This window comes from Obesumbacterium proteus, assembly GCF_001586165.1.
Lineage (GTDB): Bacteria > Pseudomonadota > Gammaproteobacteria > Enterobacterales > Enterobacteriaceae > Hafnia > Hafnia protea.
This window is the reverse complement of record NZ_CP014608.1, coordinates 4913321-4940162: the sequence shown is the minus strand read 5'-3', so window position 1 is coordinate 4940162 and position 26842 is coordinate 4913321. Positions and strand designations below refer to the sequence as shown.

Here is a 26842-nt window from a genome sequence, read left to right as displayed (position 1 = left end):
TAACAGGATTATCTATGCTTCTGGGAACTCACAAATATACGGTCTGTCTCTGGGATTGTTTTGAGTAAAGTACTCAGTGCGCAAATTTTTACGCAGTTTATTTTGATTGGAGTCGTTGGACTCTTAGTAACATACAACAAACAACTAGCAAATAAGGAAAAGATAGAATGGCTAAGGGGCAATCTTTACAAGACCCGTTCCTGAACGCACTGCGTCGCGAACGAGTCCCAGTTTCGATCTATTTGGTGAATGGTATTAAGCTGCAAGGCCAGATTGAGTCTTTCGATCAGTTTGTCATTCTGTTGAAAAACACAGTTAGCCAGATGGTTTATAAGCACGCAATTTCTACCGTTGTTCCGTCTCGTCCGGTTTCTCATCATAGCAATAATCCGGGAACTGGCGGCAGCAGCAACTACCACGGTAGCAATCAGGCGTCTTCACCGTCGTCTCAGGACAGCGATGACGCTGAATAAGCCGCATCGTTCGTTATCTCAGTCGGAGGGTGTTAATGATCGTTTGTCATTGATGCTCTCCGTTCTCATCGGTCCTATCCGCTTGAGAGGTTTCACGTTTGTTTGACCGTTACGAAGCCGGCGAGCAGGCCGTATTGGTTCACGTCTATTTCTCCCAAGAAAGAGATATTGAAGATCTCAGAGAGTTTGAGTCCTTAGTCTCCTCCGCGGGCGTAGAAGCATTACGCGTTGTTACCGGCAGCCGCAAGGCCCCGCATCCAAAGTATTTTGTTGGCGAAGGTAAAGCCGAAGAAATCGCTCAGGCGGTTCAAGAAACCGGTGCCTCCGTCGTTCTTTTTGATCACGCATTATCCGCAGCCCAAGAACGCAATCTGGAAAAATTATGCCAGTGCCGCGTGATTGATCGCACGGGCCTGATCCTCGACATTTTTGCTCAACGTGCACGTACCCATGAAGGTAAGTTGCAGGTTGAACTTGCTCAGCTACGCCATTTAGCTACGCGTTTAGTGCGTGGCTGGACTCACCTTGAACGTCAAAAAGGTGGGATCGGCTTACGTGGTCCGGGCGAAACCCAGCTTGAAACAGACCGTCGTTTACTGCGCGATCGCATCAGCCTGATTTTGTCTCGTCTGGAACGCGTTGAAAAACAGCGCGACCAAGGGCGTCGTGCGCGTAGTCGTGCGGATGTTCCAACGGTGTCACTGGTGGGTTACACCAACGCCGGAAAATCAACGCTGTTTAACCACATAACCAAAGCAGACGTGTATGCTGCTGACCAACTGTTTGCTACGCTTGATCCGACGCTACGTCGTATTGACGTCGTTGATGTTGGCACCACCGTTCTCGCCGATACGGTTGGGTTTATTCGCCATCTGCCCCACGATTTGGTGGCCGCGTTTAAGGCAACGCTGCAAGAAACCCGTCAGGCATCACTTTTATTGCACATAATTGATGCATCTGATGCTCGTGTTGATGAGAATATTGATGCAGTGAATACTGTATTAGCAGAAATTGAAGCAGATGAAATTCCTGTACTGCTTGTAATGAACAAAATTGATATGCTGGATGAGTTCGAACCGCGTATCGATCGGAACGATGAGAATTTACCTATTCGAGTTTGGGTTTCTGCACAAACTGGGGCGGGAATTGATTTATTGTTCCAAGCGTTAACAGAGCGCTTGAGCGGAGAAATTGCAAGCTACGAGTTGCGATTGCCGCCTGAGGCAGGACGTTTACGTAGCCGTTTTTACCAGCTTCAGGCAATAGAGAAAGAGTGGATCGAAGAAGATGGCAGTATTGGATTACAGATCCGGCTCCCAATTGTGGAGTGGCATCGACTTTGTAAACGTGAACAAGAATTACTAAAGTATATTATTTAGTAACACTTGGTTAATATCACCTACTCAAATGAGTCTGAAGAACACCAATCATTGAAGAATGGAGCGAAACATGGCGTGGAATCAGCCCGGTAATAACGGACAGGACCGCGACCCGTGGGGGGGCGGCAGTAATAATGGCGGCAACTCCGGCGGAAACAACAATAAAGGTGGTCGCGATCAGGGGCCTCCGGATCTGGATGATATCTTCCGTAAACTGAGCAAAAAGCTGGGTGGACTGGGCGGTAAAGGCACGGGTTCTAGCAATTCAGGCAATCCACGCGCACCTATGGGTGGCAAAGTGGTTGGGCTTGCTGTTGCAGCTGTGGTTGTCATCTGGGCAGCAAGTGGTTTCTATACCATTAAAGAAGCCGAACGTGGCGTCGTGACACGTTTTGGTAAATTCAGTCATCTGGTACAGCCAGGTTTGAACTGGAAACCGACTTTTGTTGATGAAGTGACTCCGGTTAACGTGGAATCTGTGCGTGAACTGGCAGCGTCCGGCGTGATGCTGACTTCGGATGAGAACGTGGTACGCGTTGAGATGAACGTGCAGTACCGTGTAACCAATCCAGAAGAGTACTTGTTCAACGTAACCAATGCGGATGACAGTCTGCGTCAGGCAACTGACAGCGCGCTGCGTGCGGTTATTGGTAAATACTCAATGGATAAAATCCTCACTGAAGGTCGTACTATTATTCGTACTGATACCCAGAAAGTGCTGGAAGAAACCATTAAGCCTTACAAAATGGGGATCACCCTGCTGGACGTAAACTTCCAGACAGCGCGTCCGCCAGAAGAAGTTAAAGCTGCATTTGATGATGCGATTGCCGCGCGTGAAAACGAACAGCAATACATTCGTGAAGCAGAAGCTTACGCCAACGAAGTTCAGCCTCGTGCGAACGGTCAGGCACAACGTATTCTTGAAGATGCGCGTGCTTACAAAGATCGTACCGTTCTGGAAGCTCAGGGTGAAGTCGGTCGTTTCGCTCGCCTGTTGCCTGAATACAAAGCGTCTCCGCAAATCACGCGTGAACGTATGTATCTGGAAACCATGGAACGTGTATTGGGTAGCACCCGTAAAGTGTTGGTTGATGATAAGAGCAATAACCTGATGGTTCTGCCTTTGGATCAGCTGATGCGCGGTGGCAAAACTGACGCAGCGGCGAAATCTGGCAGTCAGGATACTAGCCTGATTCGTTTAGACCCAACGCCTGCGGCAACCAAGTCATCCAGTAATTCAGATTCAAGCAGCAGCGTGATGGACCAGCGCCGAGCGAATGCTCAGCGTAACGATACCAATCGTCAGGGAGAGAATAACTAATGCGTAAGTCTCTATTACTCGTTCTCATTGTTATCCTGGTGGTATTGTACGCATCACTGTTTGTGGTGACTGAAGGCCAGCGCGGCATCGTACTGCGTTTTGGCAAGGTTCTGCGTGATGATGAGAACAAGCCTTTGGTGTATGCACCGGGCCTGCACCTCAAAATACCGTTTATTGAATCTGTCAAAATGCTGGATGCACGTATCCAGACTATGGATAACCAAGCTGACCGTTTTGTTACCAAAGAGAAGAAAGACCTGATTGTTGACTCTTATATCAAGTGGCGCATCAGCGATTTCAGTCGTTACTACTTGGCAACGGGTGGCGGCGATGTTTCTCAAGCAGAAGTGCTGTTGAAACGTAAATTCAGTGACCGTCTGCGTTCTGAAATCGGTCGTCTGGACATCAAAGATATCGTAACGGATTCCCGCGGTAAGCTGATGGAAGATGTGCGTGATGCATTGAACACCGGTACGGTAGACGATGCCGCCGCAAGCGATGCAGATGATGCCATTGCGAGCGCAGCAGCACGTGTTGAGCGTGAAACTAGCGGTAAACAACCAGCAGTAAACCCGAACAGTATGGCTGCTCTGGGTATCGAAGTGGTTGACGTTCGTATCAAGCAAATCAACCTGCCAGCTGAAGTTTCTGACGCAATCTACAAGCGTATGCGTGCAGAACGTGAAGCCGTAGCACGTCGTCACCGTTCACAAGGTCAGGAAGAAGCCGAGAAGTTACGTGCGACCGCTGACTATGAAGTAACGCGTACACTGGCTGAAGCTGAGCGTCAGGGACGTATTACTCGCGGTGAAGGTGATGCGGTAACCGCTAAGCTGTTTGCTGATGCATTTAGCCAAGATCCAGACTTCTTCGCCTTCATTCGTAGCCTGAAAGCCTACGAAAATAGCTTCAAAGATGGCCAAGATGTGATGGTTCTGCGCCCAGACAGTGATTTCTTCAAATACATGAAATCACCAAACGGTAATGCAGCCGCTAAATAATCTTTGCTAGAGAAAACGTTCTGAATAAAGTGCGTTTTGGAAACTTGATGAGAAAAGGCCCGTTTAGTTGCGGGCCTTTTTTTTGTTTGTTTTTTGATTTTGTCGACAGCCAGAGGGAATATGAACTCTACAATTTGGATGGCATTAGGGTTGGTTTTGATCGTCGAAGGACTCGGACCAATGCTTTTTCCACGAGTTTGGCGGCGCATGATTGCAACGATGGCTCAATTACCTGACGGAGTTTTACGTCGTTATGGCGGCGGTCTAGTGGTTGCAGGGTTAGTTATCTACTACATGTTGCGTAGCCGTATGGGGGGCTAAACATCTTCGGATTTTTTTGCGCAATCGTGTGCTGAAAAGTGCTGAAAGCTCCGAAATGTGATGGTAGAATCCATTTTTAACAACGTGGTGATAGTGAAATGGGTAAGAATGTCGTCGTACTAGGCACCCAATGGGGTGACGAAGGTAAGGGCAAGGTCGTAGACCTATTAACCGAAAGGGCCAAGTATGTTGTGCGCTATCAGGGCGGTCACAACGCAGGTCATACACTAGTCATTAACGGTGAAAAAACCGTTCTTCATTTGATTCCGTCAGGAATTCTGCGCGAAAACGTAACCAGCATTATTGCAAACGGTGTGGTATTAGCACCTGACGCTCTGATGCGTGAAATGACCGAACTGGAAGCCCGTGGCATCCCTGTTCGCGAACGTCTGTTACTCTCCGAAGCTTGTCCTCTGATCCTGCCATATCACGTGGCATTGGATAACGCGCGCGAAAAAGCACGCGGTGCGAAGGCTATCGGTACAACAGGTCGTGGTATCGGTCCTGCGTATGAAGATAAAGTCGCTCGTCGCGGTCTGCGCGTTGGCGATCTGTTCAATAAAGAAACCTTTGCAGTTAAGCTGAAAGAAATTATGGAATACCATAATTTCCAACTGGTTAATTACTACAAAGTTGAAGCAGTTGACTACCAAACCGTGCTGGATGAAGTTATGGCTGTTGCCGACATCATCACTGCCATGGTGGTTGACGTTGCCGATCTGCTGAACAAAGCTCACAAGAAAGGCGAGTTTGTGATGTTTGAAGGCGCACAGGGTACGTTGCTGGATATTGACCACGGCACCTATCCGTATGTGACTTCTTCTAACACCACCGCAGGCGGCGTTGCTACCGGTTCTGGCGTGGGTCCACGCTGTGTAGACTACGTGTTGGGTATCGTTAAAGCTTACTCTACTCGCGTAGGTGCAGGTCCATTCCCAACTGAGCTGTTTGATGAAGTGGGTGAGTTCCTGTGTACTAAAGGCAACGAATTCGGTGCAACTACCGGTCGTCGTCGTCGTACCGGCTGGTTGGACGCTGTTGCCGTTCGCCGTGCCGTAGAGCTGAACTCTCTGTCTGGCTTCTGCATGACCAAACTGGACGTGCTGGATGGCTTAGACGAAGTGAAGATCTGTGTAGGTTATCGTATGCCGGATGGTCGTGAAATTGACACCACTCCGCTGGCCGCAGAAGGCTGGGAAGGCATTGAGCCAATCTACGAAGTTATGCCAGGTTGGAAAGAAACCACCTTCGGCGTTAAAGATCACAGCAAATTGCCACAGGCTGCACTGAACTACATCAAGCGTGTAGAAGAAGTGACGGGTGTTCCAGTTGATATCATTTCTACTGGCCCTGACCGTGAAGAGACTATGATCCTGCGCGACCCGTTCGACGCGTAATAGTTTGCATTATGTTGTCTCTTGATGAACCGGGCTCTGCCCGGTTTATTACTTTAGGGCATTCCCTTCGCGCTTGAAATCCGCGAGCATAAACACCAAATATCCCCGATAAACGTACTCTTCTTGCTAAATAGCTAGTGGCTTTTGCCGTGGCTGGTTTATTATCCAAATATACAGATCTATTTTTGGGATGAATTCCCAGTATTGATATCTCGTTTTATATTCTATTTTTATACTCAGTTATCGCGAGATAACGCCAAGCTAGACTTAGAGGTAGCCGTGCAGTTAACAAGTTTTACTGATTTTGGGTTACGGGCGCTGATTTACATGGCATCCCTGCCTGCCGATCAGATGACCAATATCACGCAGGTAACTGATGTCTATGGCGTCTCTCGTAATCACATGGTTAAAATTATTAATCAGTTGAGCCGTGCTGGCTTTGTGACTGCCGTTCGAGGTAAGAACGGTGGCATTCGTTTGGGACGACCAGCAAAAGATATTCGTATTGGTGACGTGGTAAGAGAGCTTGAGCCCTTAACGCTAGTTAACTGCTCTCACGAGTTTTGCCATATCACGACAGCCTGCCGCTTGAAGCAAGTTTTGCAAAGAGCCACGCAGGCTTTTCTGGCCGAGTTAGATCAATGTACTTTGGCCGATTTAATTGAAGAAAACTCACCGCTTTATAAGTTGTTGCTGGTTGAATAATCAATCCAGCAGCAATTGCTGATGACTACGGAGGAACCGCAATGTCACAAGATCCTTTCCAGGAACGCGAAGCAGAGAAATACGCCTCACCGATCCCAAGCCGCGAGTTTATCCTGACGCATCTGTCGCAGCACACCACGCCCGTTAGCCGTGAGGAGATCGCGCGTGAACTAAATCTGACGAGTGAAGAAGATTTAGAAGCACTGCGACGCCGTCTGAGAGCGATGGAACGCGACGGACAGCTCATCTTCACCCGACGCCAGTGCTATGCGCTGCCAGAGCGTCTCGATTTGAAGAAGGGAACCGTGATTGGCCATCGTGATGGCTACGGTTTCATTCGCATTGAAGGGAGTAAAGACCGCGACGATCTTTACCTCTCTTCGGAACAGATGAAGCTGTGTATTCACGGCGACGTTGTGCTGGCGCAAGTTGTTGGCACCGATCGTAAAGGGCGTCGTGAAGCACGCATTGTCCGTGTTCTGGAACCGAAACAGAGCCAAATCGTGGGTCGCTACTTTACCGACGCAGGCGTTGGTTTTGTGGTGCCAGACGACAGCCGTTTAAGCTTTGATATTTTGATCCCACCAGAATCTATTGCCGGTGCCCGTATGGGTTACGTGGTTGTGGTTGAGCTCACTCAACGTCCAACGCGTCGCACCAAGGCCGTGGGGAAAATTGTCGAAGTCTTGGGGGATAACATGGGCACCAGCATGGCGGTGGATATCGCTTTGCGCACGCATGAAATTCCACATACTTGGCCTGAGCAGGTTGAAAAGCAGGTTGCTGATTTAAGCGAGCAAGTTCCAGAAGCGGCTAAGAAAGGCCGTGTAGACCTGCGTGATTTACCGCTGGTTACCATCGATGGCGAAGACGCACGTGACTTTGATGATGCGGTTTATTGTGAGAAAAAACGCGGCGGTGGCTGGCGCTTGTGGGTGGCAATTGCCGACGTAAGTTACTATGTTCGCCCAAATACCGCGCTGGACCACGAAGCGCGTAGCCGTGGTAACTCGGTGTACTTCCCATCACAGGTCGTTCCTATGCTGCCGGAAGTGCTCTCTAACGGACTTTGTTCGCTGAACCCACAGGTCGATCGCCTGTGTATGGTGTGCGAAATGACCGTTTCTGCAACGGGTCGCCTGACATCTTTCAAATTCTACGAAGCGGTGATGAGCTCCCACGCACGTTTAACCTACACCAAAGTAGCCCATATTTTGGCCGGTGACGAAGAGCTGCGTGAACACTATCGTCCGTTGGTTAAGCCTTTGGAAGAGCTGCATAGCCTCTACAAAGTACTGGATCACGCGCGTGAAGTGCGTGGTGGTATTGCGTTTGAAACGGAAGAAGCCAAATTTATCTTCAACGCTGAGCGCCGTATCGAACGCATTGAGCCAACGGTACGTAACGATGCGCACAAGCTGATCGAAGAATGTATGATTCTGGCCAACATCGCGGCAGCGCGTTTTGTTGAGAAGAATGAAGAGCCTGCGCTGTACCGAATCCATGATCGTCCAAGCGATGACCACTTAACTTCTCTGCGCAGCGTGCTGGGTGAGTTAGGTTTAACGCTGGGCGGCGGTATGAAGCCTGAACCGAAAGATTACGCCGATCTCATGGATGAAGTTGCGGATCGTCCTGACCATGAAATGCTGCAAACGATGCTGCTGCGTTCCATGAAACAGGCGGTCTACGATCCAGAAAATCGTGGTCACTTCGGTTTGGCGTTATCAGCCTATGCGCACTTTACGTCTCCGATCCGTCGTTACCCTGACCTGAGCCTGCATCGTGCAATCAAGTATCTGCTGGCGAAAGAGCACGGCGGCGACCATGCGGGTTGGACGAAAACCGGCGGTTGGCACTATAACGAAGAGCAGATGTTGCAGCTGGGTGAGCATTGCTCCATGACCGAGCGCCGCGCAGATGAAGCCACACGTAACGTTGCAGACTGGCTGAAATGCGACTTTATGCAGGATCACGTGGGTGAAACCTTTACTGGGATTATCTCTAGCGTGACCGGCTTTGGTTTCTTCGTGCGCTTAGACGATCTGTTTATCGACGGCTTGGTGCATGTTTCTGCGTTGGACAACGACTATTACCGCTTCGATAACGTGGGTCAGCGTCTGATTGGCGAATCTTCCGGTCAAACTTATCGCTTAGGCGACAAAGTTGAAATCCGCGTAGACGCGGTGCATATGGACGAGCGTAAGATTGATTTTGTTCTTCTTTCTAGCACTCGTACCCCGCGTGGCGCAGGCAAAACCGAGAAAGAACGCACGAAGCGTACCCTCAGAGAAGATAAAGCACCTTCTCGTGGACAGCGTCGCGGTGGTAAGATGCCGGCCAATTTCGAACCGGATAGTGCATTCCGTAAAGATAAAAATGGCAAGCCAGTACGAGCAGGCAAAGCCGGTGCAGGTAAAAAAGAGAAATCAGTGAAAATTGATAAATCTGGCAAACCTGCAAAACCAGCTAAAAATGCCAAAGATCACGATCAGACAACCGTTAAGCCAAAAGCTAAAAAAGTTTCGGCGAAGACCAAGAAAATCGCTGCGGCCACCAAGGCCAAACGTGCCGGTAAAAAAGCCGCCGAGTGATAGTCTAAGGCTGTTCACTTAAGCGTGATTTTAGGGGGAAGTACACCGATGGGGTCGTAGCAGCTTTAGCTGCCGGAGCGCCCCGCGGTGTGCTAGCCCCGTGTATCTCGATCTTTTGAACGAACGGCATTACAGAGTGATAGTCTGATTTAAATAACAGGCAGCGCGAGCATCAGCTGCCTTTGATTTCATTCCCGCCTGGGTCTGTGCGAAAGCGAAGACTCAGGCGGCTGACGTTATAGCGTTATAAAAATATGAGCGAAATGATTTACGGTATTCACGCGGTTCAGGCATTGCTTGAGCGCGATCCACAACGTTTTCTTGAAGTCTTCGTGATGAAAGGTCGTGAAGACCGTCGTCTGATGCCGCTGATTGCTGAACTTGAGCAGATGGGCATTGTGATTCAAGTTGCAAACCGTCAGTGGCTGGATGAGAAGGTTGAAGGCGCAGTGCATCAGGGGATTATTGCCCGTGTGCGCGAAGGACGTCAGTATCAGGAAAATGATTTGCCTGCGTTGCTGGAAAATCTGGAACAGCCTCCTTTCCTATTGATTCTCGACGGCGTAACCGATCCGCACAACCTTGGTGCTTGCTTACGTAGCGCCGATGCGGCTGGCGTTCATGCCGTGATCGTTCCGCGCGATCGTTCTGCTCAGCTGAATGCCACGGCGAAAAAAGTGGCCTGTGGCGCAGCGGAAACTGTTCCGTTGATCCGCGTTACAAACCTTGCGCGTACCATGCGTTTCCTGCAAGAGCAAAATGTATGGATCGTCGGTACGGCGGGCGAAGCTGATCACAATCTTTATCAAAGCAAAATGACCGGCCCAATGGCGCTGGTGATGGGCGCAGAGGGCGACGGTATGCGTCGTTTGACCCGCGAACATTGCGATGAACTGATCAGCATTCCGATGGCGGGCAGCGTTTCTTCTCTGAACGTTTCTGTCGCGACCGGTATTTGCCTGTTTGAGGCCGTGCGCCAGCGTTCATAGGCCTGCGTAATATTGCCTAACTGAACATACAGCGTTACAAAGGGTGGCTTAGGCCGCCCTTTCTCTTTTGTGAACTGCCCTCCAGCAAAATCAGCCTAAACGATCATACTTAGTGACTTAACCCGGTTAACGGGGCCGCAAGGGACACTGGATATGACGTGGCAAACACATACGGTTTTTAATCAACCGCACCCTCTGAGTAACAGTAATCTCTATCTTTCTGATATTCCGCTCCAAGAAGCCGTTGAACGAGAGCTGGCGGGCTGGGATTCTGCGCTGCTAAGCGCGGTCGGCCTACAGCTTGGTTCGGCAGAATCGCTTGAGCTTGGCCGGATGGCAAACGCCAATCCTCCTGAGCTGCTGCGCTACGATGCGGCTGGACGGCGTATCGACGATGTACGCTTTCATCCCGCTTGGCACATGCTGATGCAGGGATTAACTGAAAATCGGGTGCATAATTTGCCGTGGCAAGCAGATGCACCGGCAGGAGCATTCGCGGCACGCGCCGCTCGTTTTCTGCTGCATAGCCAAGTTGAGGCCGGTACGCTTTGTCCAATCACGATGACCTTTGGCGCGATTCCTTTACTGCAAAAAACGTTGCCTACCACAATGAGCGGATGGCTAACGGGGTTACTGTCTGACCGTTATGATCCGCACACGTTGCCCATAGAACAGAAAAAAGGGCTGCTCATCGGCATGGGAATGACGGAAAAACAGGGCGGTTCGGATGTGCTTACCAATACGACACAGGCAACACCGCTAGAAGGTCGTGGTAATGGTCAGCCTTATCGGCTGGTGGGCCATAAATGGTTTTTCTCTGTTCCGCAAAGCGATGCGCACCTGATTTTGGCGCAGGCTAGCGGCGGGCTCTCCTGCTTTTTTGTGCCTCGTATCCTGCCGGATAGCACGCGCAACACGATTCGCATCGAAAGGCTGAAAGATAAACTGGGTAATCGTTCAAATGCGAGCGCCGAAGTTGAGTTTCAGGATGCGACGGGGTGGCTGTTAGGCGATGAAGGCGAGGGGGTTCGCCTGATATTACAGATGGGAAGCTCAACGCGCTTTGATTGCGCACTGGGCAGCCATGGATTGATGAGAAGGGCGTTTACCGTGGCGTTTTACCATGCGTTGCAGCGACAGGCATTTGGTAAACCTTTAGCCGATCAGCCGCTGATGCGTCAGGTGTTAGCCAAAATGGCGCTGCGACTTGAGGGACAAACATCGCTGCTGTTTCGTCTTTGCCGATCCTCGGAAATGCCGCATGTGCAGGGTGAGAAATTGTTTGGCCGCTTAATGACGCCAGCGGTTAAGTATTCAATCTGTAAACAGGGCGTTCCTTTTGTCGCAGAGGCCATGGAGGCGTTAGGGGGAATTGGCTATTGCGAAGAGAGCGAGCTACCGCGTTTATACCGTGAGGCACCGGTAAACAGTATTTGGGAAGGCTCCGGCAATATCATGTGCTTAGACGTATTACGTGTATGGCGTAAAAATCCACATATGGAAGAGATGCTTAATCTAGAGCTGGCTGACGTGAAAGGGCAAAGCGCGTTATTTGATAAGGCGTGGCGGAATTTGTCGAAACGTTTACAGAAACCCAATGAGGCTGAAGCGAGGATCGTTTGCGACGAGCTGTTTAATGTGAATGCGGCGGCTCAGCTTTTACGTTTTGCGCCGGCTGATATTGCTCAAGCGTGGTGCCAAGAATATTTTTCCTATGATGGGGTTAGCATCATCAACAATAAAACCCAAGAGATCCTGTTACAGCGGGCGATGGGGTTAGCGAGCTAGCCTTAGCTATACAACGCCGCGGTAACGTGCCATGTGTGCTGCGGCGTGTTTTCATCCATGGTCAAAATTCTGTAGTAGCTTGCGCCCTGTTCATCGGCCTTGAGCGCAATGACTCGTTCTACATCGTGGGGTTCTCCCACAATATCGTGCACTGAAATGATACCGACCTGATTCAGCCCGGTAGTGAGATCGGCATTAACGTTTTCTGCTGATTGAGCGGATGCGCTAATTAAACCAATTGAAAGTAACAATGTGGTGAGCACGGGGGATCTGTTCATCGGCGAACTCCTTACGCATATTTCATCGTCCAGATAAAATTGCTCAGTTGTATTAACGTATTCATAACAGCGTGATAATAAAAAAAAGTCCACGAGCTTTGCCTGATAATGAGACAGAGCGCGTAGACTTTTACTGAGGCGTATAGGATTTGTTAAATAAGTCTCACAAACTTACTTATATAAAATGGCCTGAGCATACCACTGTCCCGGTACGCCGGTTTCATCGACCATAATGACGTAATAGTAAGTGGCACCTGCTTCATCAGCTTGTTTTTGAATAACTTCCTGAGCGTTCATCGGGCTACCATAAACCTGTGCGCTGATGGTTCGCATACGATCCAATCCGCTGGTTTGGTCACGGCGAACTTCTTGAGCGTGCGCACCCGGTGCAGGTGGTGGCACAGGTTTGCTGTTCATGACGCCGCAGGCGGTCAAAAACAGCGTCACTACGAGTACAAAAGAAAGCTTTATATTTTTCATGGTATGGTCTGTTAAAGGTAGGCAAGTTATTCAATTGTATCCTGCATGGTGCGGAATTGACCAGCAGGCGGAGAGTAATTCCTGACTGCGCCATAAGATAGAACCAGAAGTGATTGTTTCTCGTTAAGCGACGGCTCATTATTTGCCATTGATACGTGGCCTGCGGAGTGATGAGAAAATGGTTGAGATGTTTGATGAAGTGATCGACGGTATCCCGGTATTACATGCGGCTCCGGCTGGAAAACAGGGACAGCCGTTACCCACAATCTTTTTCTATCATGGTTTTACCTCATCGAAAGAGGTTTACTCCTACTTTGGCTATGCGTTTGCTAAAGCGGGTTTTCGTACCATCTTGCCTGAGGCTAATTTGCACGGCGCTCGTTTTAACGGCGACAGCACGTACCGTTTAGCCCACTTCTGGGATATTTTAAAATCCAATATTGATGAACTGCCGAACATTTATCAGCATTATCAACGAGAAGGTCTTATTTTAGATAATCGCGTTGGCGTATGCGGTGCGTCATTGGGGGGAATGACCACGCTGGGGGCGAAGGTGCGCTATCCGTGGATCCAAGCCGCCGCGTCGTTTATGGGGTCGGGCTATTATCTTTCGCTGGCACCCACGCTTTTCCCGCCTTTTGAGGCTCAAACCCCCGAGACACGCCAGCAACTGGCTACGGATTTAGCGTTCTTGGCAGATTATCAAGTCGTTGATCGGTTGGAGAAACTGGCCGATAAACCTTTGCTGATTTGGCATGGGTTGGCTGATGACCTTGTTCCTGCCGAAGAGAGTCGTCGTTTGATTCGTGATTTGGGAGAACAGAATTTGCTTGCACAGGTTCGCTTCGAAACTGAACCGGCGATTGGCCATAAGATCACGGTGTCGGCATTAGACGTGGGTGTTCAGTTCTTTACTCGCCATCTTTAAGCAAAAAAAAGCCCCGTATGATGGGTGTCATACAGGGCAACGTAGCGATATATCTCGTTGTTATTGTTTGGTCTTTGGCAGGATTGTCTCAACCTTTTATTGAACTATTTTAGGTTGTTGCGTTGCTCTCTGGTGTTGCATCGGTTTTTAGCGGAATAGGGCTGCACTCACGTGCATTTGTCCGTTGCTTTCAGGTTCATGCATCACAATCACCTGATAATATTTTGCACCTTGTGCCGTGGCTTCTTGTTGCAGCTGAGGCAAGGCTTCCTGCACATTCTGGACATCATGGTTTACGCTAATCACTGCATATTCATTGGCGATCAGGTTATTGGCCTGACGACCGGTGATTTCAGTGGCAGCGAGTGCGTTGGTGGCGGCAAACAGGGTTAATGTCGTCACGAGGGCGATGATAGATTTCATCGGATTCTCCTCAATGTTGTTGATTTAGGTTGAATAACTTCTAGATTGGCGATTTATTGGGTAAACAGCATTATCCGTTGCCGATATAAATAGTTTAGTCTTCATTCATTCAATTGATAGCTACATTTTTTGCTGTTTAGGCTCAAAAAAACTGAATATCTTTGGCAATAAATGCTTATGCCTTGCTGGCAGCCTTCGAGAGGCAAATACCGGCACTATTCTTCTGCTGATCTTCCCCCCGATAATAATTTCGCCAATTACCTTGAGTTTCCTACCCTGCGCAAGTATGATTACGCGTCATTTTTCAGCCGCACACAAACACGTTCCTTGCCTCCATGGGCCGCGGCTGACCCTATCAGGAGGCTGAATAATCCGTAAGGAGCAATTCGATGCGTCATTACGAAATCGTTTTTATGGTCCATCCTGACCAGAGCGAACAGGTTCCGGGCATGATCGAGCGTTACAGTGCAACCATCACTAACGCTGCTGGTCAGATTCACCGTCTGGAAGACTGGGGCCGCCGTCAGCTGGCTTACCCGATCAACAAACTGCACAAAGCCCACTACGTTCTGCTGAACGTTGAAGCTCCGCAGGAAGCGATCGATGAGCTGGAAACTAACTTCCGCTTCAACGACGCCGTTATCCGTAGCATGGTTATGCGTACTAAAAACGCGGTAACTGAAGCTTCACCAATGGTTAAAGCGAAAGACGAACGTCGTGGCGATCGCCGCGAAGACTTCGCTAACGAAACCGCTGATGATGCTGATGCTGGGGATTCTGAAGAGTAATTGCTGCAATGACCTCAAATCGTCTGGTTCTGACTGGCACAGTGTGCAAAGTTCCCATTCGAAAGGTCAGTCCTTCTGGAATCCCGCACTGTCAGTTTGTGCTTGAGCACAGATCGATACAGCAGGAAGCCGGACTTAGCAGACAAGCATGGTGCAGAATGCCTGTGATTGTCAGCGGACAAGCATTTCAAGCAACTACCCACAGATTAACGGTCGGCAGTATGCTAACGGTTCAAGGTTTCATTAGTAGCCATCAAGGCCGCAATGGTTTGACCAAGTTAGTGTTACATGCCGAGCAGATTGAATTGATAGATTCTGGAGACTAGCCATATGGCACGTTATTTCCGTCGTCGCAAGTTCTGCCGTTTCACCGCGGAAGGCGTTCAAGAGATTGACTATAAAGACATCGCTACGCTGAAAAACTACATCACCGAAAGCGGTAAGATTGTACCTAGCCGTATCACCGGTACCCGTGCGAAGTACCAGCGTCAGCTGGCTCGTGCTATCAAGCGCGCACGTTACCTTTCTCTGCTGCCATATACTGATCGTCATCAGTAATCGGCTGCTGTCCATTAACGACTTTAAGAGGATAAGGTAATGCAAGTTATTCTGCTTGATAAAGTAGCAAACCTGGGTAGCCTGGGTGATCAGGTTAACGTTAAAGCAGGTTACGCACGTAACTTCTTGGTTCCACAGGGCAAAGCTGTTCCTGCAACTAAGAAAAACATCGAGTTCTTCGAAGCACGCCGTGCTGAACTGGAAGCCAAACTGGCTGACGTTCTGGCAGCTGCTGAAGCTCGTGCTGCTAAGATCAACGAACTGGGTGCTGTAACTCTCGCTTCTAAAGCGGGTGACGAAGGCAAACTGTTTGGTTCAATCGGTACTCGCGACATCGCTGATGCAGTTACTGCAGCCGGTGTTCAGGTAGCGAAAAGCGAAGTTCGCCTGCCGAATGGCGTTCTGCGTACTCTGGGTGATCACGAAGTTCACTTCCAGGTACACAGCGACGTATTCGCACAGCTGAATGTCGTTGTAGTTGCTGAGTAATAGCTGAAAAGCTATTAACGATGTAACTCGTCAAAGCGCCGGCCTTGTGCCGGCGTTTTGCATTCTATTCTCGTCAGAATCTCGGGTTATCGTGAAAAACGGCGTAAACTAGCATAAGTTCTGTCGAGGAGACTCTTATGCCTGCCACCATCTACATCGCCCGCGTCTACGACGTCCATGCCCCGTATCCTGCTAATACCTTCCTCACCGACCGCTTATGGCCGCGTGGTATCTCCAAAGTTCGCCTTGAAGGCGTGCAGTGGCTTAAGGCCGTTGCGCCCAGCAATGAGCTCCGTCATGCTTTTCATGAGCAGCGCGTGTCTTGGCAAGAGTTTGGTGAGCGATATCGAGCAGAGTTGAAGGATAATCAAGCCTGTGAAGAATTAGTTGAGCTGTTAAAGCACGATGAATCACTGACGCTGCTCTATGGCAGCCGAGATGAGCAGCACAATCAGGCGATTGTACTGCGTGAATATCTATTACAGCAGGTTAGCGCTTAGCGAACTCGTCGAAAGCTGCCGTCAGATTCGCGGCGGAACTCGATTTGTTCGTTCGTGACAGTTTCAATTTTAAGTGCAGTGACCTGACCTTGCGCATTGTGCTGGATCTCAACTTCTTGCCCAGCTTTTAGGTTACTCAAGGGCTTGTCGTTGCCCTCAACCTGCGCCATGGCAAAGACATCATTAACATCAAGTTGGTTATCGCGGAATAGCTGCGCTAGGGTTTGACCCGCTTGAATATGATATTCCTGCCAGCCATTTTCGGCGGTTTGATTCGTTGGCGCTACGCGCGGCGGCGGTGGAGCATCGTTATTTTGCATCCCAGCCTGTAAAGGCACTTCGTTTTCCTGCGGTTGTTCAGGCACATAACGAGCATCTTGTGGGTCAGAGTAAGGCCATAGAAGAGACAGCAAAAGCACCACTGTAGCGACAATCACCCAGCGGCGGTGGAAAGCAGGTAGCGGCTCCATCCAATCGAAGCGATCGGGCATATGCCACACATTGTAGAGGTGCTGTTTAACCACTTTCAGCTTATCCAGCAGCTTGGCAGACGTACTAGCAGACATAGGATGCTCCGTTTCCTGATCCTGCGGTTCTGGGGAGATCCGCTGACGTAGGTTGAGCCATGTACGCAAAACGGGCTGATATACCCGCCTGCTTCTTCTTCTCCTGGGCGTGATTCTGCCCATGATGACCTCTCTTGATGGTGCCTTAGTCGTAAGCGTAGAGAAAATCGACGCTAGGTGACAGGTTAATACTCTGAAAAATGATATCTATTACCTAGGAGCAATAACCTGTCTTTATCTTATCAAGTAAATGAAGTGTTATTGTTTCTTTTTCCTAGATAAAAGTCATCCTTCTGGACGCAAGATTTTACCCTAGGCTCCTGCGCTGCTATGCTTCGTCTTCTACATTTTAAAGATTAAAGGAAACACCATGTCGACCCCTTCTTTTGACAGTATAGAAGCGCAAGCAAGTTATGGTATTGGTCTGCAAGTTGGCCAGCAGCTGAATGAGTCTGGTCTGGAAGGTTTACAGCCTGAAGCCCTGTTGGCAGGCCTGCGCGACGCGATGGAAGGGAATGCTCCGGCGGTTCCTGTAGAAGCCGTTCATCGTGCGCTGCGTGAAATCCACGAACGCGCAGACGCCGTGCGTCGCGAACAGCAAAAAGGCTTGGCTGAAGCGGGTCAGAAATTCTTGGAAGAAAACGCTAAGAATGATGATGTTACCGTGACCGAATCTGGCCTGCAGTTCAAAGTGCTGGAAAAAGGTGAAGGGACTATTCCAGCTCGTCAGGATCAGGTTCGCGTCCACTATACTGGTCGTTTGGTTGATGGCACCGTATTTGATAGCTCCGTTGAACGTGGCCAACCAGCAGAATTCCCAGTGAATGGCGTGATCCCAGGCTGGATCGAAGCACTGACTATGATGCCAGTCGGTTCAAAATGGCAGCTGTATATTCCTCATAACTTAGCTTATGGCGAACGCGGCGCGGGTGCTTCTATCCCTCCATACAGCGCATTGGTATTTGACGTTGAACTGCTAGAAATCTTGTAATTTGGATTAACGTTAATTAATGCGAAAGCCGGCGTTTGCCGGCTTTTTACGTTCTAGAGTGACAGGTTTGTTATTCGCCACGCAGCGCACGTGGGAAGAGTAAGTTATTTTCTAGGCTGATGTGCTCCATCAGATCATTGATGAATTCGTTGATTCCAGCATAGAGGGCTTGCCAAGTATTGCAGGCACCTTCAGGTGGAACGACATTGTTGGTTAAGAACTTAATCACTTCCAGCTGTTCACCGGCGTCGTCATGTTCGCTTTCCATCACTGAAATTGGACCGCCAGCCTGTGCGCCCATCCCTTGCTCAATCAGCGGGAACAAAATACGTTCTTCTTTCATCATGTGCTGACTGAGGTCTTGATAGATTAAGTTCAGCTGTTTACCCAAACCTTTTGGACAGGTTGGCTTGTCGGCATGTACGCGTTCTACTTTTTCCGCCATGAGGATCAGCTCAGGCAGTTGTTCACGATGACGATCGTGATAGCGCTTAACAATAAACGGCGTGATCTCAGCCAACGGCGTTGTACGCCAGTCGTGTGCGGTGGCGTTGTTCGGCTCGCTCTTAAGGGCTTCCAGCTGCGCTTCTAGCTCATCCACATTCAGATTCTTTTTGGTGGCTACGCGCAATAAAGTTTGTTTGCCGCCACAGCAGAAGTCCATATCATGCTGACGGAAAAGACGCGTTGCACGTGGGATGGTGATTGCTAGCTCGCCTAATGATAGATCGCGTAGTGCCATAGTTATGTTCCTCAGGATGCTTATATTTTATAAAGTGCATTTTAAATGCAATTTATAGATTAAGCCATAACTCTTTGGGGGTTGTTGAGTCATTTGCGATAATCCAACAAATAAAAAGTGAGGAGAGATGATGTTTTCCCATTGGTTAACTCGGTGGAATTTACAGGCTGATGGCGCACCGATACAGACACATAGCAGTCAGCTACTGCCAGTATTATGCGATGGCATTCCATTAATGCTGAAACTTGCTCTGGTTGAAGAGGAGCGCCGTGGTGCCGATTTAATGCAATGGTGGAATGGCAATGGTGCTGCGAAGGTTGTTGCTCATCATAACGAAGCCTTGCTGATGGAGCGTGCGTGCGGAGCCAAAAATCTGCTGCATATGGCTAAACATAGCCAAGACGATGAGGCGAGCCAGATTATTTGCCGTGTGGTTACTCAGCTGCACACTCGCCGTGAAGAAACGACACCTCCGCTGGAGACACTGCATCAGCGTTTTAACGCATTACGGCAGGCTGTATCTCATGGTTCACTAATGTCATTGTGTTGTTCGGTTGCCGAAACGTTGCTGTCTAGCCCACAAGACGAAGTGGTTTTACACGGTGATATACACCATGGAAATGTTTTAGATTTTGGTGAGCGTGGATGGCTAGCGATTGATCCAAAAGGCTTATTCGGAGAGCGCGGTTATGATTATGCAAACTTGTTTTGCAATCCTGAGCTTTCAACGTGTACACAGCGCGAGCGTTTTTTGCGCCAGCTCGCCGTGGTTACGCAGGCAGCAAACTTAGATAGGCAAAGATTGCTGATGTGGATTATGGCCTACGCGGGATTATCGGCGGCTTGGTTTCTAGAAGATAATGAGTTGGATTATGTTGCTAGCCGCATGAGCATCGCGAGATTTGCCGCTGACGAATTGGATATCTGATTGGTTTATAAAGAATATCCCCCCACTACTAACTAGCGGGGGGACTTAGTATTACTTCTGTAGATCAATCTGATACAGCACAAAACCTAGATTATCTTGGCCTTTGCTGATAAGCGGATACTGGGCATGTTCAGAAATGAATTTACTCGCTTTTTCACTCGGTGAAGTTTCAAAGCGAATATCCAGCGGGGTTTTGCTGTGAATCGGCGCGAGCCGCCAGTTGTTATCGACCTGCGGAGTGACTGCGCCATGTTTTTGGGTTTCGGTACGAATATAGTCGGCAAGTACGGCGCGATTTTCATCAGGTGAAGCAAACGCAATATGCTTATCGCCGGTTCCTGCAAACTTGCCACCGTAGGCGCGGTAGTTGTTGGTCGCGATGAGGAATTGGGCTTTAGGATCGATCGGTTTGCCGTTGAATGTGAGTGCCTTAATACGTTCGGATTTAGGGTTTATCAGTGCACACTCGCCGTCATAGCGCGCAGGCTGGCTAACATCAACCTGATAATTTACGCCGTCAATGATGTCGAAATTGTAGGTACGGAAGCCGTCCCAGTTAATCAATTCCTGAGGCTTGTTGCTGTTCACATCGATTTGGTTGTACTGCCCAACGGAGCATTCCAGCCACTCTTTCACATCGGCGCCACTGGCTTTGACGACCACTAACGTATTTGGATACAGATAAAGATCGGCGGCGTTGCGGAAGGTAAGCTGACCTTTTTCGACTTCCACATAGCTGGCCGGATCGTTTTTACGCCCGCCAACTTTAAACGGCGCTGCGGCAGACAGCACGGGGATATCGGCCAGATCCGGATCGCCTTGGATATAGTGTTCCACGTAGGCACGTTGGGCGTTATTTACGATCTGTACCGTTGGATCGTCTTGGATCAGCGCCAGATAGCTGTACATATTACCGTTGGATTTACCGATAGGCTGGCTGACGAAATCACGGGTACCTTTGTGATCGTCTTTCAGCACCTTAACTAAAGTTGCGTCTTCTGCCGCCAATGATTTTTTATTCGCGAGATCGTAAATTGGACGTGCCTGCGCAGTTGCCTCTTCGACTTTCCAACTGCCTTGATCGTTGTTAATCACCAGATCGACCAGACCTAAATGATCTCCCCATTGTCCAGGCATCACGGCAGGGATACCGTTCAACGTGCCTTTATCAATATTAACACCTTTGATATCGGCAAAATCTTTGCTCGGGAAAACAGCGTGTGAATGACCGAACATAATGGCGTTGATATCCGGCACTTGGCTCAGATAGTAAACCGAGTTTTCAGCCATGGCCTGATAAGGAAGGCTGGATAAGCCAGAGTGTGGAATGGCGACAATCAGATCGGCGCCTTCTTTTTTCATCTGCGGTACATATCGACGGGCAGTTTCAGTGATGTCATTTACCTTCACTTTGCCCGCCAGATTGGACTTATCCCAGGTCATGATTTGTGGTGGCACAAAACCAATGTAGCCGATGCGCAGCGTATGCATTTTTCCATCACGGTCTTTGACCTGCTTTTCAGCGATCAGGTACGGCTTCCAAATCGGTTCACCGGTTTTGGCATCGACCACGTTGGCATTGATATAGGGAAATTTCGCTCCGGCCTGCGCTTTCTTCAGATAATCTAAGCCATAGTTAAACTCATGGTTACCGATGTTGCCCACGGTGTAATCCAGCGTATTCATCGCCTTATAAACGGGATGAACTTCGCCGTCTTTCAATCCCTTCGCTGCCATGTAATCGCCCAATGGACTGCCTTGGATGAGATCGCCGTTATCGACTAAAACGCTGTTGGTGGCTTCATGGCGAGCATCGTTGATGAGGCTTGCGGTACGCACTAGGCCAAACTTTTCAGTGGGCTTATCTTTGTAATAATCGAAATCCATCATATTGCTGTGCAGGTCGCTGGTTTCGAGTATGCGTAAATCAACGGTCGCAGCCTGCGCAGAACCAGCAATAAGCAGGGCCAGCAGAGAGTAAGAAAGGGGGCGAGCGGACATGGTGATCTCCATGAGTGTATTTATGACAAGCATCGCAATTAAACGTGTAACTACGATGAAGGTATTTCCAGAAGTGTGAACTCTGCCAGATAAAGGAGAAGGCGTCCGTGGGGGAGTTCACAGATGGGGGGGGGTGGGGTGGTTTAATCACTGCCTGAGTATGCTAGATATGGTGTAAGGTTTCGTCCGCCCGTGAGCATCTGCGTTTATATGAAACTACTGGTGTAGGCGTCCGAGTGTGGAGGCTCAAACGCTACCTTACGTCTAGAATATTTTATGTTAGAACGGTGAAAGATTTAGTCCGCCCGTGAGCATCTGTGTTTCCATGAAACTACTGGCGTAGGCGTCCGACGAGAGGTTGCCAGCGCGCAACCTCTCGACTCTCGCGCTTTTCACCGAGCCGTTTGGCCGACCGGTCTCGGAGCGTACATCCTGTACGCCCTCAACCTGCCACCAGCATCCCTGCTGGCGGCTCTAAAATGCATTCCATCTAACATTGAAAAGACAAAGATTTTCTTATTTTCTTATCTCTTCTTTTTTTATCTTTTAATTGTTTAAGTTTTGGTAGAGAGAGCCACCGGTACAGGGATGTACCGGTGGAGTTTGGGGCGCCCGGGATGGGCGATACCAAACCGGAGCGGAGATGGCATCTCGGATAAAAGCGCGCGGGTGTTGGGTGCGCGCGCTGGCGCACCCGACTCGGACGCCTTCACTTAGTTTGCATGTGAATACCGTTGCTGAGAGGCGGTCGAAACCTTACATCGCGATTACATAAATATCAGATAGGTTAATCATCACTCTGTTTTTCTAGAAGTGCGAAACACTCCGCTATACCCACCAAAAGATGGCTATTCAACACAAAAAAAACTAGTCTTCTAAACGACATCATTGTTTAAAGAGGTAGGTATGTTAGAACAAATTTCCCGACTGGCGCGTGAGGCCGGAGAGGCAATAATGGTCGTCTATCAAGACGATAAACCTCTTAACGTAGAGCATAAATCTGATGACTCTCCAGTCACTGCGGCAGATCTGGCGGCGCATCGTGTGATCCGCGATGGCTTGGCGAAACTGACGCCTGAGATCCCTTTGCTGTCTGAAGAAGATCCGCCATCGTGGGCGATCCGCCAACATTGGCAACGCTATTGGCTGGTGGATCCGTTAGATGGCACCAAGGAGTTTATTAGCCGCAACGGTGAGTTCACGGTCAATATCGCCCTGATCGAAAACGGCGCCCCTGTGATGGGCGTGGTTTATGCGCCGGTTAACGATGCTTTGTATTGTGCGGAGCGCGGTAAAGCTTGGAAAGAAGAGAATGGTGTGCGCGAGCAAATCCACGTCAGCAATGCTAATCCACCGCTGGTAGTCGTAAGCCGTTCCCATGCCGATGACGAGTTGAGAGATTATTTGGCTCAGTTGGGTGAGCATCAAACGGTTGCCGTAGGTTCTTCGCTGAAATTCTGTTTAGTCGCAGAGGGGAAAGCTCAACTTTATCCACGCTTCGGGCCAACTAACGTTTGGGATACGGCGGCGGGGCATGCGGTTGCGCTTGCTGCTGGTGCGCAGATCCGCGATTGGCAGGGGAAAACGCTGGATTATACCCCGGCAGAATCCTTCCTGAATCCGGGGTTCCGTGTTTCTCTCTTTTAGGCTTTTAAGAACCTAACAGCTGATGCAGCAGGCCGATAACCTGCTGTACTTCCTGCGGCGTCAGCGCGCCATCTTTCGCAAATTTTACGTTGCCTTGTTTATCCAGAACGACAATCGCCGATCCTTTTGGCTGTAAGTCCCATGCTTTTTTCGCAGCACCTTTATCGTCAACGATAAATTGCGACCACGGAAACTCCTTCTTGCTGCTTTCAATACTGCTGCGAACGAATGGCCCTGTTCCAATAATCGCGTCATCAGTATTCACGATGGTGGTGGTTTGATATCTGTCGTGCGGCAAACCAGCTTTCTTGATGGCTTCAATTAATGGATCGTTCATGTCCTTGGCAGAAGTACGTCCAGCGATATGCTGAATGACTCGTACTTTTCCTCCCAACTGGGCACTGTTCCAGTTTTTGTAGCTAAACTCATTATTCTGATAGTTCAGCTCTCCACGGTCGCTGATACCCACGGGCGCGACGCGCTGGTCTTGCTGAAAATTATGTGCCGAAACTGACATCGATAGCAGCAGCAACGGAAGTAAGTAGTGTTTTTGTAGTTTCATGCAGGCTCCCTAAATAAACAGTCAGAACGATCGTGTCAAAAGCATAGATTGTGATCGGAGGTCTGTCCTGTTTTGAAGTGTGATCGAAAGTTTTATTCTGTAAGGCTAAAACCCCATTTTTTGCGCGATTATTTCATACTGGGTATGACTTTTTGCATACCATTCTGTCAGTTGAGGTAAATATAGTGAAAAATGCCGCTTTATGGGAACCCAAAGTTGTGAAAGCAGTCTATATTTATACTCCATTACGCGGATAGGGGCCGTGCAGCCGTTTTGGCTGATTGAATTTTTATACCCTGCCGCATGTCATTACCGGGAGGTAAACACAACAATGAAAATCTTCCAACGCTACAATCCGCTTCTTGTCGCCAAGTATGTAAAAACCCTGTTTCGTGGACGGTTATATATCAAGGATGTCGGCGCTTTCGAGTTCGACATGGGGAAGGTTCTTCCCCCGAAAGTGCGAGACAAACGCCACCTCAGCGCGATGTCTGAGATCAATCGTCAAGTCACACGACTGCAGGCCGAAATGGCATAGGCAGATTGGGAAGAGCTCCCTGCTGTGTTGCTACTAAGCTAGAGCGAATAGGCTAGAGTTGATAGGCTAGAAAGTAGGAAAATGATAACGGCCCTTGCGGGCCGTTTGTGTTTCTGTCATTCAGTTTGAAGCGCTGAGCTTAGGTATTTGCTTCTTTTGCTTTTTCTAAATCGCCAGCCGCATCGGGAATGATCGGCGCTGGACGTTCAGCCAAGCGAGTTACTAGCAGCTGATCAATTTTGTAGCTGTCGATATCAACAACTTCAAACTTATAACCCGCGTATTTGACGTAGTCGGTGCGTTTTGGAATTTTGCGCAGCATATACATCATGAAGCCGCCGATGGTTTCATAGTTGCTGTTCTGCGGAAACTCTTCGATATCCAGCACGCGCATCACATCATCAATTGGCGTAACGCCTTCAACCAGCCACGAGTTTTCATCGCGAGCGATGATCTGCTCTTCTTGGCCTTGACCAACCAGATCGCCCATCAGCGTGGTCATTACGTCGTTAAGCGTGATGATACCCATCACCAACGCATATTCGTTCAGAATAATAGCGAAGTCTTCACCGGCGGTTTTAAAACTCTCCAACCCTTCAGATAACGTCAGCGTATCAGGAATGATTAACACGTTGCGAATTTGCACGCCGCTGCTGAGCACGAGGCTTTGATTGCCCAATACGCGGTTCAGCAAATCTTTGGAGTCAACGTAGCCCACCACGTGATCGATTGCCCCATCACAAACTAAAAACTTAGAGTGCGGATGAGTAGAGACTTTTTCTTTGATGCTTTCTTCGCTTTCGCTCAAATCGAAGTAGATGATGCTTTCACGCGGCGTCATAGAAGAAGGAACCGTGCGAGATTCCAACTCAAATACGTTCTCGATGATCTCGTGCTCTTGCTTACGCAGTACGCCCGCGAGTGCACCGGCTTCAACGACGGCATAGATATCATCAGACGTAATATCGTCTTTACGTACCATTGGCAGCTTAAATAAGCGGAAGATCATGTTGGCAAGGCCGTTGAAGAACCATACCAAAGGTCTGAATACCAACAGGCAGAAGCGCATCGGGTTGACGATCCGAACGGCGACCGTTTCAGGGGCGATCATACCGATGCGTTTCGGTGTGAGGTCGGCAAACAAAATAAAGCAGCTGGTAACCAACACGAATGAGCAAATAAAGCTGACCTGCTCGGAGATTTCTGGTGCCATAAAGCGGTCAAACAGAATCCGGAAGGTTGGAGAAAATGCGGCGTCACCGACGATACCACCGAGGATAGCGACGGCATTTAGCCCAATTTGTACCACGGTAAAGAAGTAACCAGGCTGTTCTTGGAGTGCAATGACACGAGAAGCGTTGATATCGCCTTCATCAGCCATTGTTTTCAATTTCATTTTGCGAGAGGCAGCCAGTGAAATTTCCGAGATGGAAAAAAAGGCGCTTATCGCGATCAATATCAGGATCAGTAAAATACTGTTTAACATAATTTATCCGCTTCGACCGGAGTGCTCCGGGGAATAGTGAAGGGCAGTGATTAATGGGAGTTTAACAAAAAACGGCTAGTTTTTGCGCACTATGCCGCGTACTAACTACTATTAACGAGGCCACATTTCTGTGACCCGCGTCTAGTATAGCAGCAGCCATGAGAAACCAGCTAGAGATTAAAAGGTGCTCACTTCTTCATAAGCCATTGCTATTAGCCAATTTTAATCGTGAAGCGGGTTCTCGACAATATTAAAGCTGTGGCGGCAGGCATACCCCAATGCCGCCCAGGCCGCAGTAGCCATGCGGGTTTTTATACAGATATTGTTGGTGCTCATCTTCTGCATAGTAGAACGGTTTGGCCGCGCTAATTTCGGTGGTGATTTCGCGCGAGTCGTTGACTTCTTTCATCGCTTTCTGAAAGCGAGTTTCGCTGGTCAGCGCTTCAGCCTGCTGTTGCGGTGTAAGCACGTAGATAGCAGAACGGTATTGGCTGCCAATGTCATTTCCCTGACGATCGCCCTGAGCGGGATCGTGATTTTCCCAAAACAGCTCAAGCAATTTTGCATAGCTGATGATTTTTGGATCAAACACGATGCGCACGGCTTCCGCGTGACCCGTTTGGCCAGAACATACTTCGCGATAGGTTGGATTGGGTGTGAATCCGCCGCTATATCCAGCCGCCGTACTGTAAATCCCCGGCTGCTGCCAGAACAAACGTTCTACGCCCCAGAAGCATCCCATAGCGAAAATGGCGGTTTCCATTCCTTCTGGAACCTCGGTCATAGAATTTCCGTTCACCGCGTGTGTTTTAGCAATAGGCATAGGGGTATTGCGGCCAGGAAGCGCGTGCTCTGCCGTAAGTGGTTGAATATTATGATTTGCGTTAGCCACAGGAGGCTCCTGTCTTAGATTTATGTATCACTCAGCTACTATATACATAACTTTAGTGATTACTTTATTTAGATCAA

The 26842-nt window shown here is 49.2% G+C and carries 29 protein-coding genes; 20 read left to right on the top strand and 9 right to left on the bottom strand.

Features of this window, described 5'->3' with window-relative positions:
- Positions 1 to 167: 167 nt before the first annotated feature.
- From hfq to DSM2777_RS23095, 10 genes are all read left to right on the top strand, one after another.
- Positions 168 to 473: an RNA chaperone Hfq gene (hfq, locus tag DSM2777_RS23140; RefSeq protein WP_025798759.1), complete on the top strand. Its 306-nt coding sequence runs from the start codon at positions 168 to 170 to the stop codon at positions 471 to 473.
- Positions 474 to 571: 98 nt separating this feature from the next.
- The gene (gene hflX, locus DSM2777_RS23135; RefSeq protein WP_046457085.1) at positions 572 to 1852 is read left to right on the top strand and encodes a ribosome rescue GTPase HflX; all 1281 of its coding nucleotides are present in this window, start codon (positions 572 to 574) and stop codon (positions 1850 to 1852) included.
- 70 nt (positions 1853 to 1922) lie between these two features.
- The gene (gene hflK / locus DSM2777_RS23130; RefSeq protein ID WP_046457084.1) at positions 1923 to 3173 is read left to right on the top strand and encodes an FtsH protease activity modulator HflK; all 1251 of its coding nucleotides are present in this window, start codon (positions 1923 to 1925) and stop codon (positions 3171 to 3173) included.
- Positions 3173 to 4174 carry a protease modulator HflC gene (hflC, locus tag DSM2777_RS23125; protein WP_040046320.1) on the top strand — a complete coding sequence of 334 codons (1002 nt, stop codon included), beginning with the start codon at positions 3173 to 3175 and terminating at the stop codon, positions 4172 to 4174. The genes hflK and hflC overlap by 1 nt, the downstream gene beginning before the upstream one ends.
- Before the next feature lie 120 nt (positions 4175 to 4294).
- Positions 4295 to 4495 (top strand): DUF2065 domain-containing protein, encoded by a 201-nt coding sequence (locus DSM2777_RS23120; protein WP_025798767.1) that lies wholly within the window; start codon positions 4295 to 4297, stop codon positions 4493 to 4495.
- A 98-nt stretch (positions 4496 to 4593) separates the two neighbouring features.
- Positions 4594 to 5892 (top strand): adenylosuccinate synthase, encoded by a 1299-nt coding sequence (locus DSM2777_RS23115; RefSeq protein ID WP_040046318.1) that lies wholly within the window; start codon positions 4594 to 4596, stop codon positions 5890 to 5892.
- Positions 5893 to 6171: 279 nt separating this feature from the next.
- Complete coding sequence (gene nsrR / locus DSM2777_RS23110) at positions 6172 to 6597, top strand: nitric oxide-sensing transcriptional repressor NsrR (RefSeq protein WP_025798770.1); 426 nt, start codon at positions 6172 to 6174, stop codon at positions 6595 to 6597.
- Positions 6598 to 6638: 41 nt separating this feature from the next.
- Positions 6639 to 9191 (top strand): ribonuclease R, encoded by a 2553-nt coding sequence (rnr, locus tag DSM2777_RS23105; RefSeq protein WP_046457083.1) that lies wholly within the window; start codon positions 6639 to 6641, stop codon positions 9189 to 9191.
- A gap of 254 nt (positions 9192 to 9445) precedes the next feature.
- Positions 9446 to 10180 (top strand): 23S rRNA (guanosine(2251)-2'-O)-methyltransferase RlmB, encoded by a 735-nt coding sequence (gene rlmB / locus DSM2777_RS23100; RefSeq protein WP_040046316.1) that lies wholly within the window; start codon positions 9446 to 9448, stop codon positions 10178 to 10180.
- A gap of 153 nt (positions 10181 to 10333) precedes the next feature.
- Positions 10334 to 11968 carry an isovaleryl-CoA dehydrogenase gene (locus DSM2777_RS23095; protein WP_061555245.1) on the top strand — a complete coding sequence of 545 codons (1635 nt, stop codon included), beginning with the start codon at positions 10334 to 10336 and terminating at the stop codon, positions 11966 to 11968.
- Between the two features lie 2 nt (positions 11969 to 11970).
- Here the strand turns inward: DSM2777_RS23095 and DSM2777_RS23090 are convergent, their stop codons facing one another.
- Both DSM2777_RS23090 and bsmA read right to left on the bottom strand, forming a co-directional pair.
- A complete protein-coding gene (locus DSM2777_RS23090; RefSeq protein WP_046457081.1) occupies positions 11971 to 12246 on the bottom strand; it encodes a YdgH/BhsA/McbA family protein in 276 nt (91 codons plus the stop codon).
- Positions 12247 to 12417: 171 nt separating this feature from the next.
- Positions 12418 to 12726 carry a biofilm peroxide resistance protein BsmA gene (bsmA, locus tag DSM2777_RS23085; RefSeq protein WP_052439942.1) on the bottom strand — a complete coding sequence of 103 codons (309 nt, stop codon included), beginning with the start codon at positions 12724 to 12726 and terminating at the stop codon, positions 12418 to 12420.
- Between the two features lie 178 nt (positions 12727 to 12904).
- Here bsmA and yjfP point away from each other — a divergent pair, with 178 nt between their 5' ends.
- The gene (gene yjfP, locus DSM2777_RS23080) at positions 12905 to 13654 is read left to right on the top strand and encodes an esterase (RefSeq protein ID WP_061555244.1); all 750 of its coding nucleotides are present in this window, start codon (positions 12905 to 12907) and stop codon (positions 13652 to 13654) included.
- 147 nt (positions 13655 to 13801) lie between these two features.
- Here yjfP and DSM2777_RS23075 read toward each other — a convergent pair whose 3' ends face one another.
- Positions 13802 to 14077, bottom strand: a complete 276-nt coding sequence (locus tag DSM2777_RS23075) for a YdgH/BhsA/McbA family protein (protein ID WP_025798783.1) — start codon at positions 14075 to 14077, stop codon at positions 13802 to 13804.
- Between the two features lie 389 nt (positions 14078 to 14466).
- Here DSM2777_RS23075 and rpsF point away from each other — a divergent pair, with 389 nt between their 5' ends.
- From rpsF to DSM2777_RS23050, 5 genes are all read left to right on the top strand, one after another.
- A complete protein-coding gene (rpsF, locus tag DSM2777_RS23070; RefSeq protein WP_025798785.1) occupies positions 14467 to 14865 on the top strand; it encodes a 30S ribosomal protein S6 in 399 nt (132 codons plus the stop codon).
- A gap of 8 nt (positions 14866 to 14873) precedes the next feature.
- Positions 14874 to 15191 (top strand): primosomal replication protein N, encoded by a 318-nt coding sequence (gene priB, locus DSM2777_RS23065; protein ID WP_038501926.1) that lies wholly within the window; start codon positions 14874 to 14876, stop codon positions 15189 to 15191.
- Between the two features lie 4 nt (positions 15192 to 15195).
- On the top strand, positions 15196 to 15423 hold the full coding sequence (rpsR, locus tag DSM2777_RS23060; protein WP_000135199.1) for a 30S ribosomal protein S18: 228 nt from the start codon (positions 15196 to 15198) through the stop codon (positions 15421 to 15423).
- 39 nt (positions 15424 to 15462) lie between these two features.
- Positions 15463 to 15912: a 50S ribosomal protein L9 gene (gene rplI, locus DSM2777_RS23055; RefSeq protein WP_025798787.1), complete on the top strand. Its 450-nt coding sequence runs from the start codon at positions 15463 to 15465 to the stop codon at positions 15910 to 15912.
- 137 nt (positions 15913 to 16049) lie between these two features.
- Positions 16050 to 16412, top strand: a complete 363-nt coding sequence (locus tag DSM2777_RS23050; protein WP_061555243.1) for a DUF488 domain-containing protein — start codon at positions 16050 to 16052, stop codon at positions 16410 to 16412.
- Here DSM2777_RS23050 and DSM2777_RS23045 read toward each other — a convergent pair.
- Entirely contained in the window at positions 16409 to 17101 is a 693-nt protein-coding gene (locus DSM2777_RS23045; RefSeq protein ID WP_061555242.1) for an OapA family protein, read from the bottom strand. The two genes, DSM2777_RS23050 and DSM2777_RS23045, sit on opposite strands and share 4 nt — an antisense overlap.
- Positions 17102 to 17348: 247 nt before the next feature.
- On the opposite strand from DSM2777_RS23045, the gene DSM2777_RS23040 reads away from it, so the two are divergent.
- Positions 17349 to 17969: a peptidylprolyl isomerase gene (locus DSM2777_RS23040; protein ID WP_025798793.1), complete on the top strand. Its 621-nt coding sequence runs from the start codon at positions 17349 to 17351 to the stop codon at positions 17967 to 17969.
- 70 nt (positions 17970 to 18039) lie between these two features.
- Here DSM2777_RS23040 and ytfE read toward each other — a convergent pair whose 3' ends face one another.
- Positions 18040 to 18711: an iron-sulfur cluster repair protein YtfE gene (gene ytfE / locus DSM2777_RS23035; protein ID WP_046457077.1), complete on the bottom strand. Its 672-nt coding sequence runs from the start codon at positions 18709 to 18711 to the stop codon at positions 18040 to 18042.
- Positions 18712 to 18841: 130 nt separating this feature from the next.
- On the opposite strand from ytfE, the gene DSM2777_RS23030 reads away from it, so the two are divergent.
- Positions 18842 to 19639, top strand: coding sequence for an aminoglycoside phosphotransferase family protein (locus DSM2777_RS23030; RefSeq protein WP_061555241.1), 798 nt, complete (start codon positions 18842 to 18844; stop codon positions 19637 to 19639).
- A 51-nt stretch (positions 19640 to 19690) separates the two neighbouring features.
- On the opposite strand, the gene DSM2777_RS23025 is transcribed toward DSM2777_RS23030, so the two are convergent.
- A complete protein-coding gene (locus tag DSM2777_RS23025) occupies positions 19691 to 21640 on the bottom strand; it encodes a bifunctional 2',3'-cyclic-nucleotide 2'-phosphodiesterase/3'-nucleotidase (RefSeq protein ID WP_061555240.1) in 1950 nt (649 codons plus the stop codon).
- A 906-nt stretch (positions 21641 to 22546) separates the two neighbouring features.
- On the opposite strand from DSM2777_RS23025, the gene cysQ reads away from it, so the two are divergent.
- The gene (cysQ, locus tag DSM2777_RS23020; protein ID WP_061555239.1) at positions 22547 to 23287 is read left to right on the top strand and encodes a 3'(2'),5'-bisphosphate nucleotidase CysQ; all 741 of its coding nucleotides are present in this window, start codon (positions 22547 to 22549) and stop codon (positions 23285 to 23287) included.
- A 4-nt stretch (positions 23288 to 23291) separates the two neighbouring features.
- Here cysQ and DSM2777_RS23015 read toward each other — a convergent pair whose 3' ends face one another.
- Complete coding sequence (locus DSM2777_RS23015) at positions 23292 to 23849, bottom strand: YtfJ family protein (protein WP_061555238.1); 558 nt, start codon at positions 23847 to 23849, stop codon at positions 23292 to 23294.
- Between the two features lie 331 nt (positions 23850 to 24180).
- Between DSM2777_RS23015 and DSM2777_RS23010 the strand changes: the two genes are divergently transcribed.
- Entirely contained in the window at positions 24181 to 24387 is a 207-nt protein-coding gene (locus DSM2777_RS23010; protein WP_004093669.1) for a DUF1107 domain-containing protein, read from the top strand.
- Positions 24388 to 24526: 139 nt separating this feature from the next.
- Here the strand turns inward: DSM2777_RS23010 and paeA are convergent, their stop codons facing one another.
- Together paeA and msrA are read right to left on the bottom strand one after the other, a co-directional pair.
- Positions 24527 to 25873: a polyamine export protein PaeA gene (gene paeA / locus DSM2777_RS23005; protein ID WP_061555237.1), complete on the bottom strand. Its 1347-nt coding sequence runs from the start codon at positions 25871 to 25873 to the stop codon at positions 24527 to 24529.
- Between the two features lie 250 nt (positions 25874 to 26123).
- Positions 26124 to 26744, bottom strand: a complete 621-nt coding sequence (gene msrA / locus DSM2777_RS23000; RefSeq protein WP_156088305.1) for a peptide-methionine (S)-S-oxide reductase MsrA — start codon at positions 26742 to 26744, stop codon at positions 26124 to 26126.
- Positions 26745 to 26842 lie beyond the last annotated feature (98 nt).